The sequence below is a fragment of the Bacillus cereus ATCC 14579 genome (assembly GCF_000007825.1).
GTDB lineage: Bacteria > Bacillota > Bacilli > Bacillales > Bacillaceae_G > Bacillus_A > Bacillus_A cereus.
Map to the genome: position 1 here is coordinate 2389069 of NC_004722.1, position 10305 is coordinate 2399373.

The following is a 10305-nucleotide window of genomic DNA, read 5'->3' on the forward strand; positions in this document are numbered from 1 at the left end:
AAGATAATGATTCGTCGTTTGAGAAAGCTAAAAAATGTAGCAGTCGTAGTAAGCTTCTAAGTAAATAGCAAAATATATAATACTTAGAAGCGAGGAATAAAGTTATGAAGTATCCATTATTTAATCATTGGTCAGAAACAAAGTATATAAAAGATATAGTAACAAATCCACTCATTGAAGTAGGAGAGTACTCCTATTATTCAGGCTATTATAGCCATCAAAATTTTGAAGATGGCTGTGTAAGGTATTTGTGGGGAGATGCTAAGTCTCAAGCACTTTTCAATCCAATTGAACAGATGGGATGGCATCTTGATAAACTCATTATTGGGAATTATGTTTGCATTGCAAGTGGGGTAGTCATTTTAATGGGTGGTAATCATAATCATCACTCAGAATGGATTACAGTATATCCATTTGCTGAGCAAATCAAACAATCATATGAACCAAAGGGCGATACAGTCATTCAAAGTGATGCTTGGATTGGAATGAATGCTATAATAATGCCTGGCGTTACTATTGGTGAAGGTGCAATTGTTGCTGCAGGATCTGTCGTAAGTAAAGATGTTCCACCGTATACAATAGTTGGTGGAAATCCTGCTAAGGAAATAAAGAAACGATTCACTGATACAGAAATAAACATGTTAATGGAAATGCGTTGGTTTGATTGGGATAGGAAATTGATTGAGAAGGCAATTCCGCTGTTGTCTAGTCCATCCATCGAACCATTATTTGCTTTTTATAAAAATGAAGTGAAAAATAAATAAATCAGTTAGGAAAACTACATCCAGTATAGGGTGTAGTTTTTTCTTTTTTGTAAATGTGGAACAAATGTATTATTTAGATTGTCTATTAACTGTAATCCTAAAAAATATGAAAGTGTGAATCATTTTGAAAAATATAAGGGGATTAAAAATAAGGATATGTGTGGGAATACAAAGTATTAGCGCACCTAAAAGTGTCGGATGAGGTGGTCTATATGAAAGCGATTCTAACGTTTTATATGTATATACAATTTGAGAACACTGTCTATTTTTTGCGGGATTATGTTAGAATAACGCTTTTTTTGAGTACAAAGAAATTGGAGGTAACAGAAGTGAAAGGTATGTTTTGCAAGAGAGTTATTGCAATAGTAACAGTGCTTACAATATTTTGTAGCATGGTCGTTACAATTGGAAAAGCAGCAGCGGAAACAGATCCTGCTATAGACGTTGAAGCAGGATCAGCAATTTTAATAGAAGCAAATTCCGGGAAAATTTTATATGAAAAAAATGCAGATGAATCATTGGCAATTGCTAGTATGACAAAAATGATGAGCGAATACTTAGTTCATGAAGCGGTGGATAAAGGAAAACTTAAATGGGATCAAAAAGTTAAAATCTCTGAATATGCACATAAGATTTCGCAAGATCGTTCACTATCAAATGTTCCATTAGAAAATGGTGGCTCTTATACGGTAAAAGAGTTATATGAGGCAATGGCAATTTACTCTGCAAATGGTGCAACAATTGCTTTAGTTGAACAGATTGCTGGTAAAGAGGTCAATTTTGTAAAAATGATGAACGATAAGTCAAAAGAGTTTGGTATGAAAGATTATAAGTTTGTAAACTCTACTGGCTTAACAAATCAAGATTTAAAAGGATATCATCTAGAAGGGACAACTCTAGAAGAGAAAAATAAAATGTCTGCAAGGGATTGTGCAATTTTAGCACAACGTCTTATTCAAGATTTCCCCCAAATATTAAATACAGCAAAAATTCCTAAAAAAACATTCCAAGAGGGTGGTAAATATCCAATTGATATGGCGAACTTTAACTGGATGTTAAAAGGCTTAATTAAGCAATATGAAGGTGTAGATGGTTTGAAAACAGGAACTACTCCAGAAGCGGGAGATTGTTTCACTGGTACAGTAGAAAGAAATGGTATGCGACTAATTTCTGTAGTGATAAAAGCAAAATCTCATACGGCACGTTTTGATGAAACAAAGAAATTATACGATTATGGATTTGCGAATTTTGAAGTGAAGAATGTCTACGGAAAAGATTCAGTAATAAAAGGACATGAAACAGTTCGAGTGGCAAATGCAAAAGAAAAAGATGTAGTAGTTCAAACGAAGCAAGCTGTTTCACTTCCAATGCCGAAGGGCAATAAAGACATTTATAAAAAAGAATTTAAAGTATCCAATATGGAACAAGGAGCGCCTATTAAAGAGGGGGGAACTATTAGTAAAATGATTATCTCTCCTAAAGATAATACAGATTCTGGTTTCTTATCAGGTAAATCATTACAAATAGACCTTGTAACAAAATCTGATGTCGAACAAGCAAATTGGCTTACACGTTTTATACGTAAAACAGGATCTTTTTTTAGTGGTATGTGGGATCGTTCGATTGATATAGTAAAAAGCTAATTTTATAGGATACAACTAAATATTAGTTTGAAACAAAAGATTTCAAAGTACTATAGATTCTTATGTGGATAGCTTGGAATGTCAGGGTGTAATTTTTTCTTCTTACTTTGTGCATTGTAATGACACTACTTTTTTCTATAGTTTCATATCATTTAATCGAAAAGAAATGTATCAACTGGGCAAAACAAAGAACAATAAATTTTTTGAAAAAAGTATAATTCCTAGATAGATTTTATTTCTTTAGTAAATATATGAATATGACCGATTCCTAAGTATACTTAGGAATCGGTCAATTTTAGATTCTAAATGTAAATATAGTAAAGTGGAATATAATTGAAATCGAAAACCACTTAGAAATAACAATTACGGTGTGAGCTATTGTATAGTATAGATATGGTTAACAATAAAGGGGGAATACATATGTGGAAGCGATTTGTAGCAATTGGCGATAGTTTTACAGAGGGGATAGGGGATGAAGTTGAGGGAATTGCATTAAAAAGCTGGGTAGATCATTTTGTTCAACTGTGTGAAAATGATATAGAATATGCCAATTTTGCAAAGCGTGGGTTAGTAACTAAAGAAATTCAATCGCAGCAATTGGAAAAGGCGCTAACTTTTAATCCAGATTTGGTTAGTCTCATTGCAGGGGCAAACGATGTTTTAAAAGGACGTTGGAATCATGATGCATATAAGAACGATATGGAATTTATGATAGATACATTAAGTAAAGCAGGGGCTGATATTATTATAGCAAACCTTCCAGATTTTACAGTTAGGCTTCCTTTTGCTTCTGAAAAAAAACAAGTAATAAAAGAACAATTATTAGAGGCAAATGAAGTTATACATTCACTGAGCAGAGAGTATAAGCTTCATCATGTTGATTTTTGGAATCATCATTTAGTTAATGACAATACGCTTTGGTCTAAGGATTTAATTCATCCAAACTCAAAAGGATATGTAAAAGTTGCTGAATTAATTTTTAGTAGTTTGCCTGTACAGAAGACAAAATAATAGTTTGCAATGTAACGAATATGATATTAATTGTATGAAGCTATGTTTTTTAGTAAATAGAAAGAACTAAACATTTAGCAAACAAAGCGTTTCTACGATATATTTCTACAGTAGTGCACAAATACAGAATCACAAAGAAAGATCACTTATGGAAATAGGTGGTCTTTAAATGTTTTTATAACTAAATTAGTATATACTGTATTACTAACAGTTTCGTACTACATAAAAATTAAGTTCTCTTATAGAAAAACTGATTTTATATTATCTTAAAATATAATAAAACGTTCAAAACATATTTTGGGTATGTATCCTAATTGTGAATGATGTGTAATTTTTTGAAGTATAAATATCCAATAAATAAAATAGGTAGTAGGTGCAGAAGTATTAATACTATATTATTCAATTCTTGTTATGAGTACATTAGTGATTGGTAATATTATATTTTTATTATCAACTTTAGTTATTGGGATTAATTTGCATAGAAAATATGTAGGATAAGAAAAAAATATACTTTATTGTATATTTTTTTTGTTTAGTAGGATTTACGGTCTCTTTAAACTATTATGTTAATAAAATTAAAAAACTTAATTCTTGATACCCTTATGGTTAAAGCTATCTATAAAATGAAAATATAAATAAATAATAGTTTGTTATGATTTGTGGATTTGGTTTTTTATCCGAATTTTCTGATTCAAATATTTCAACTTTATGAATATAGTAGGTGAAATATTTGTGTGATAGTATTTGAGATAGAAAAAAGCCAACTTTAAAAAGGATGTGAATTGAATGTGTAAACGACTGTAAAGGGTTATATTAAGGCAACGTTTAGCTGTTATTAGTGTAAGGTAAAGATATATTTTGTAACAGTTGATATAAAAATGAAGAAATAGGTACGCTTTCGTTTGTCTGACTATTTTAAATATATGAAAAATAAGACCGGTTTGAGTTTTGGCGAAGTTAAATTCTAGGTGAGATGTCAATAATGATTAATTAGGTTTAATAAAGAGGTACCTTATACGCAAAAGCGTTTATATTAGTAACCTAAGGAGCTTGCTTTTATGAAAACTACTGATTCAAAAGGCCTATTAGGAAATAGGGTTTATTTACAAGTTTTCTCTGCCTATTCATTGCTTATGCTTGGTGTTTTTATTGATATGTTAGCGATTATGACTATAGTTGGGTTTGAATGGGAAGTAGATCCTACTATGATTGGATTGATTCCTGTTGCATATGCACTTCCTGGAATTATTTTTGGCTCATGGGCAGGTGTTATTGCAGATCGTTTTAGAAAAATTCCAATTATGATGTTCTGTAATCTAATGGTTGGTCTAATAACAATTGCTCTTTTATTTGTACAAGATATCCACTGGCTCTTAGTGGCATTAATGATTCGTTCCATTTTTATTGTTTTCTATTATCCTGCACAGCAAACACTAACAAGACAGATTGTATCCCCGGACTTGCTTACTAAAGCAGTAAGTATCAACGGAATAGTAGAGCAGGGTACAAAGATAGTAGGCCCCCTTATAGGGGGCATGTTGTTGAGCTGGTTTCAACCAGAGTTCTGCCTCATTATAAGAGCTATAAGTTGTTTATTAGCTACCTTAGTTCTCATACCCACAATAAAATTTAAAGAAACTATATCGAAAGAATTTGTTGAACAGCAAAAACAAAGTACTTGGACCGCTTGGGTACAAGGGTGGGGTTATGTGTTATCTAATCGGATAATATTATCAACCATGATTTTCGTTACAATAGCCATGGCGGTATTACAATTAGTAGACTCACAATTCCCAACTTTATTTAAGAGCTTATTCCCACATGATAAAAGTAAAATGGGATATATCATTTCTATTATTGGTCTTGGCGGAATACTTGGTGCATTACTAACTCAGAAATTAAAACAATTTCAATATGGCTGGGTAGTATGTGGAGGTATGGTTTTAATGGGAATTGGTTTTGGGGGGATTGGTTTGATAACGCCCGGTACGGTCTTCGTTTTAGCTTATTTAATTAGTTTTATCGCTGGTATCGGAAGTGGGCTGATGCTTGTATCTAATCAAGTCATTTTACAAATAGAATCCGATCAAGATCAAGTAGGAAGAGTATTTGGTATACAAAGCAGTTTAACAAACGCAGTTCTAATTATTTCTCCTGCTATGAGTGGTCCATTAGTGCATTTGTTTGGAGTAACTCAACTCTATGTTTATGGAGGGATTGGGCTTGTTATTATTGGAGTAATTGGAGTTTCACTGCAGAAATATTTATGGGCTAAACATAAACACGAACCTATAAGAGCAAATAATTTTTGAAGGGAAGATTTTTATGACCAATGAGGAATGCTATCCATTAAGCCATCCGCAGCGAAGAATATGGTATACAGAAGTCGTTCATTCTGATAAAGGAATATGTAATTTAAGATTTTTATTTAAACTTCATCGAAAAATGAATTATTCAAAATTAAACCAAGTTGTGAATCGCGTTATCAGTGAAAATGACGGTCTGTGCATTAGGTTAAAAGAAAATGGGCATCAGGAACCGAAACAATATTTTACTAAACATGAAGAACAAGAATTTGAGTTTTTTGATTTCAGTAATGTGGAGAATACAAATTTGCTTGAGGAATGGATTGAGCAGAAAACAAAAGAAACGTTTACATTATTTAATTCAAATTTATACTATTTCGCTTTAATAAAATTAAACGATAATGAATGTGCAGTCTTTGGAAATGTTCATCATATTATTATGGATGGTTTATCAATTCAAATATTTACTGAGCAGATTGCAAAATATTATTATGACATGCATAACGAGAATGAGGAAGGCGAAATTAAAAATTCATATGTTCAATTTCTGACCAACGAACAAACATACTTTTTTAGTAACACTATAGAATACTAGGATCAAAAATTTTGGTTAGAGGAATTTAAAACACTGCCATCTGTGACTGGATTGAAGCCTTATAATACGTACCAAGTTAGTACAAAAGCATCACGTGAGACGTTTATATTAACGGAACATTTGAAGAGAAAGATAGAAAAATTTTCTGAAGATTACAAAAATAGTTTATATACTCTTTTTGTTGCTGCTTTTTCGTTGTCCATGTATCGGTGGACCTCATCGCTTGATATTGGTTTAGGAATGGCTTACGGCAACCGTATGACTAAAATGGAACGAAAATTGATTGGAATGATGGTGAGTACAGTTCCTTTAAGAATGGATATTGATCCAGAAGAAGAAGTACTTTCATTTATTAGTAGAGTGTCCAGAAAACAAAGCAAATCATTAAGACACCAGAAATATCCATTTGATTTGTTATTAAAGCAGATTAATAAAGAGAATAACAGTAATGTGAGACTTTTCGGAACTACGATTGATTATAGGGATCGTGATGAAAGTGGTGACTCACTATGGATTCCAAACCGTGAAGAAGTACAAGATTTTGCAGTTCATATTGAAAATCTAATTGATATAGACTCTTTACATGTACATATTGATTATCGTGAGGAGCTATTTTCTAAGGAAGAGATAGAACGATTCTTTAACGTTATGCTAGTGATACTGGAAAAAATTTTTGAAAACCCAAAGCAGAAGGTGGCTGAAATAGAAATCATTTCTGAGGAAGATAAAAGAAAAAGTTTAGTTGAGTTCAACAATCCTAAACTGGATGTCCCACCTCAAGTAACTATTCATGAAATGTTCGAACGGCAAGCGATGATTTATCCAAATGCTATTGCAGTTACGTATGAAAAAGAAAAAATTACTTATAAGGAGCTTAATGAACGTGCAAACCAGTTAGCTCATTATCTGCAGAAAAAGGGAGTAGGACCTGATACTTTAGTTGGACTGTGCGTTGAACGTTCCCTCGAAATGATTGTAGGTATTTTAGGAATTTTGAAGGCTGGTGGGGCTTATGTTCCACTTGATCCAACATATCCAGAGCAGCGACTTCAATATATTTTAGAAGATGCTAGCATTCAGTTATTCGTAACGCAAGAAAGTTTAAAAGAATTGAACTGGTTACCAGAAAATGTTGAGTCGATTTGCCTGGATTGTGATCAAGATGAGATTGGGAAAGAAAGTAAGACTTTGCCGGTTTCTAGTGTCGGTCCCCAAAATCTGGCATATGTGATCTATACTTCGGGATCAACAGGAAATCCAAAAGGTGTTATGATAGAGCATCACAATGTTATACGGTTATTTAAATCGACGGATTGTTTGTATCAGTTTAATGAAAAAGATACTTGGACGCTTTTTCATTCGTATGCATTTGATTTCTCAGTATGGGAAATTTGGGGAGCGTTATTATATGGTGGAAAATTAGTTGTTGTTCCGTACTGGATTAGTCGATCACCTAAGGATTTTTATCAAGTATTGGTGGAGGAAGAAGTCACAGTTCTAAATCAGACACCTTCCGCATTCCGCCAATTAATACGAGTGTGTGAACAAGAAGATAAGAATAAAAATTTGCAGCTGCGTTACGTGATATTTGGCGGAGAAGCGTTAGAACCTATTGGCTTGTTACCGTGGTTTCAAAGGTATGGGGAGAAAAAACCACAGTTAATTAATATGTATGGAATTACAGAAACTACAGTTCATGTTACATATTATCCAATTACTTTAGATGATGTGCAGCATGCTTCAAGAAGTAATATTGGAAAGCGGATTCCCGATTTAGAAGTGTATATACTAGACGCTTATCAACAACCTGTTCCTATAGGTGTTGATGGTGAACTTTATATTGGTGGAGCAGGATTGGCACGTGGATATTTAAATAGACCTGAATTAACAGCAGAGCGTTTTATATCTCATCCATTTAGTAGTAATCCGAAAGCAAGATTATACCGGACAGGAGACTTAGCTAGGTATTTGCCAGATGGGAATCTAGATTATCGTGGAAGAATTGATCATCAGGTTAAAATACGTGGTTTCAGAATTGAGATTGGGGAAATTGAGTCTACTTTACATACATATGCATCTGTAACAGAGGCAGTTGTAATTGTAAGAGAAGATCAGCCGGGCGATAAAAGATTAGTAGCATATGTTGTAGGAGATGGAAATGTAGATGCGTGGAGAGAGTATCTTAAAGCGAAACTACCAAGTTATATGGTTCCTTCGGGATTTGTGGCGATGAAAGCTATTCCACTTACAGCTAACGGTAAAGTTGATCGTGAGGCCTTACCTATGCCAGAGGAAAAGCAGATTAATAGTGAATGTGTTGGCCCTCGGAATAGTAACGAACAGATACTGACTACCATTTGGAAGCGAGTATTAGGTGTTAAAAAGGTGGGAATCTATGATAATTTCTTTGAAATTGGTGGCGACTCGATTCTCAGTATTCAAATCATATCTCAAGCAAGTCAAGTGGGGTTAAAACTTACTCCAAAGCAAATGTTTGAATGCCCAACTATCGCTGAGCTGGCACAAGTGGCTATAGAAACGCAGGGAGTACAAGCGGAGCAGGGAATTGTGATAGGTAATGTGCCTCTTACTCCAATTCAGTGCTGGTTCTTCGAGCAAGAACATCCACATACAGAGCATTGGAATCAATCAATGCTTTTAAGAGTAAAAGAAAGATTGAATGTGAAATTACTAGAGGGAGCGATATTAAATTTACTGAAACATCATGATGCTTTACGTTTCCGGTACGAACAGTTACCAAACGGAACGTGGAGGCAGAGAAATGAAGGGACTGATGAGCTGTCAGTACTCCATGTTGTAAAACGTAATCAAGTTAATGAAAAAGAGTGGAATAAAATAATACAAGAAGAGATGAACATTAATCAAGCTAGTTTCAATTTAGTTACTGGTCCGTTAATGAGAGTAGTGTACTTTGAAGATAACTTGACTGGAAATGATCGAATATTCTGGGTGATTCATCATTTAGTAGTAGATGGAGTGTCATGGAGGATTCTATTGGAAGATTTACAGGTGGTATATAACCAGATGAAACAAGGTCAAGAAGTTCGCTTACCTGCGAAAAGTACATCTTTTAAAGAGTGGTCTGAACGACTCCAGACATACAGTGATTCGGGGATTTCAAAAGAAGTACAAAATTATTGGAATGAACAAGTAGAAAAAGAAACGATGAAAATTCCAATGGACTATCCAATACAAGAAACAACAGAAGAATCGATTGATCAAGTGAAGAGGACTTTAGGAATAGAAGAAACACAAACATTGTTACACGAAGTTCTAGTCACTCATAAGACAAGGATTGATGAGGTACTATTAACGGCATTAGGACAAGCTATCGTTGATTGTATAAATCAGCAAACCGTTTCTATTCATCTAGAAGGACACGGAAGAGAAGAGATGATTGAAGGTATTGATTTATCAAGGACAGTGGGCTGGTTCACGAGTATTTATCCCGTTCATCTCAATTTTCAAGGAACTCAGACACCTATTGAAGGGTTAAAGGCTGTCAAAGAACAATTACGTCGAATTCCAAATCGCGGAGTTGACTATGGTATTTTACGTTACTTGAATAAAGGATTACTTCCGTTTTATCAGCAAAAGCCTTCAATAAGCTTTAACTATTTGGGCCAATTTGATCAGGTGTTTTCAAGGGACTCTTTGTTTATGCAAGAGACAGGATTTACATTTTTAGATCATGCTCCAGATTCCAAACCATCTCATCTAATTGAAGTTATCGGAATGGTGAAAGATGAAAAGTTACATTTTATTTGGATGTATAGTAGGGAACAGTTTTCTAAATTAAAAATTCAAGTGATAGCAGATGGTATGTTAAGGCATCTCCGTCAACTTATAAATAAACCAACAACAGAGTCTGCTTTTACGGTATCAGATTTTGCTGATGCAGAGGATCTTACGGAAGAAAGCTTAAGCAAAGTATTACTTAAATTAACAAAAAAGAGGGTGTAAAA

General features: G+C 33.7%; 5 protein-coding genes and 2 pseudogenes. All 7 read left to right on the forward strand.

The features are described from left to right. Positions 1-104 precede the first annotated feature (104 nt). Positions 105-764 carry a CatB-related O-acetyltransferase gene (locus tag BC_RS12245; RefSeq protein WP_000876938.1) on the forward strand — a complete coding sequence of 220 codons (660 nt, stop codon included), beginning with the start codon at positions 105-107 and terminating at the stop codon, positions 762-764. Between the two features lie 329 nt (positions 765-1093). Further along, complete coding sequence (locus BC_RS12250; protein WP_011110099.1) at positions 1094-2407, forward strand: D-alanyl-D-alanine carboxypeptidase family protein; 1314 nt, start codon at positions 1094-1096, stop codon at positions 2405-2407. 92 nt (positions 2408-2499) lie between these two features. Continuing rightward, positions 2500-2625 (forward strand): annotated as a pseudogene (locus BC_RS12255) (acyltransferase family protein); the annotation flags it as partial. Between the two features lie 202 nt (positions 2626-2827). Next, positions 2828-3418: an SGNH/GDSL hydrolase family protein gene (locus BC_RS12260; protein ID WP_000265880.1), complete on the forward strand. Its 591-nt coding sequence runs from the start codon at positions 2828-2830 to the stop codon at positions 3416-3418. Positions 3419-4476: 1058 nt separating this feature from the next. Further along, the gene (locus BC_RS12265) at positions 4477-5730 is read left to right on the forward strand and encodes an MFS transporter (RefSeq protein ID WP_000858621.1); all 1254 of its coding nucleotides are present in this window, start codon (positions 4477-4479) and stop codon (positions 5728-5730) included. Between the two features lie 13 nt (positions 5731-5743). Continuing rightward, positions 5744-6994, forward strand: a pseudogene (locus BC_RS28440) (condensation domain-containing protein); the annotation flags it as partial. A 138-nt stretch (positions 6995-7132) separates the two neighbouring features. Then, positions 7133-10303, forward strand: coding sequence for an amino acid adenylation domain-containing protein (locus BC_RS12270; protein ID WP_432431162.1), 3171 nt, complete (start codon positions 7133-7135; stop codon positions 10301-10303). Positions 10304-10305 lie beyond the last annotated feature (2 nt).

Coding starts and splice junctions, on each gene's coding strand:
- BC_RS12260 (WP_000265880.1), top strand. CDS start 2,828: ATGTGGAAGCGATTTGTAGCAATTGGCGATAGTTTTACAGAGGGGATA.
- BC_RS12265 (WP_000858621.1), top strand. CDS start 4,477: ATGAAAACTACTGATTCAAAAGGCCTATTAGGAAATAGGGTTTATTTA.
- BC_RS12245 (WP_000876938.1), top strand. CDS start 105: ATGAAGTATCCATTATTTAATCATTGGTCAGAAACAAAGTATATAAAA.
- BC_RS12270 (WP_432431162.1), top strand. CDS start 7,133: ATGATTTATCCAAATGCTATTGCAGTTACGTATGAAAAAGAAAAAATT.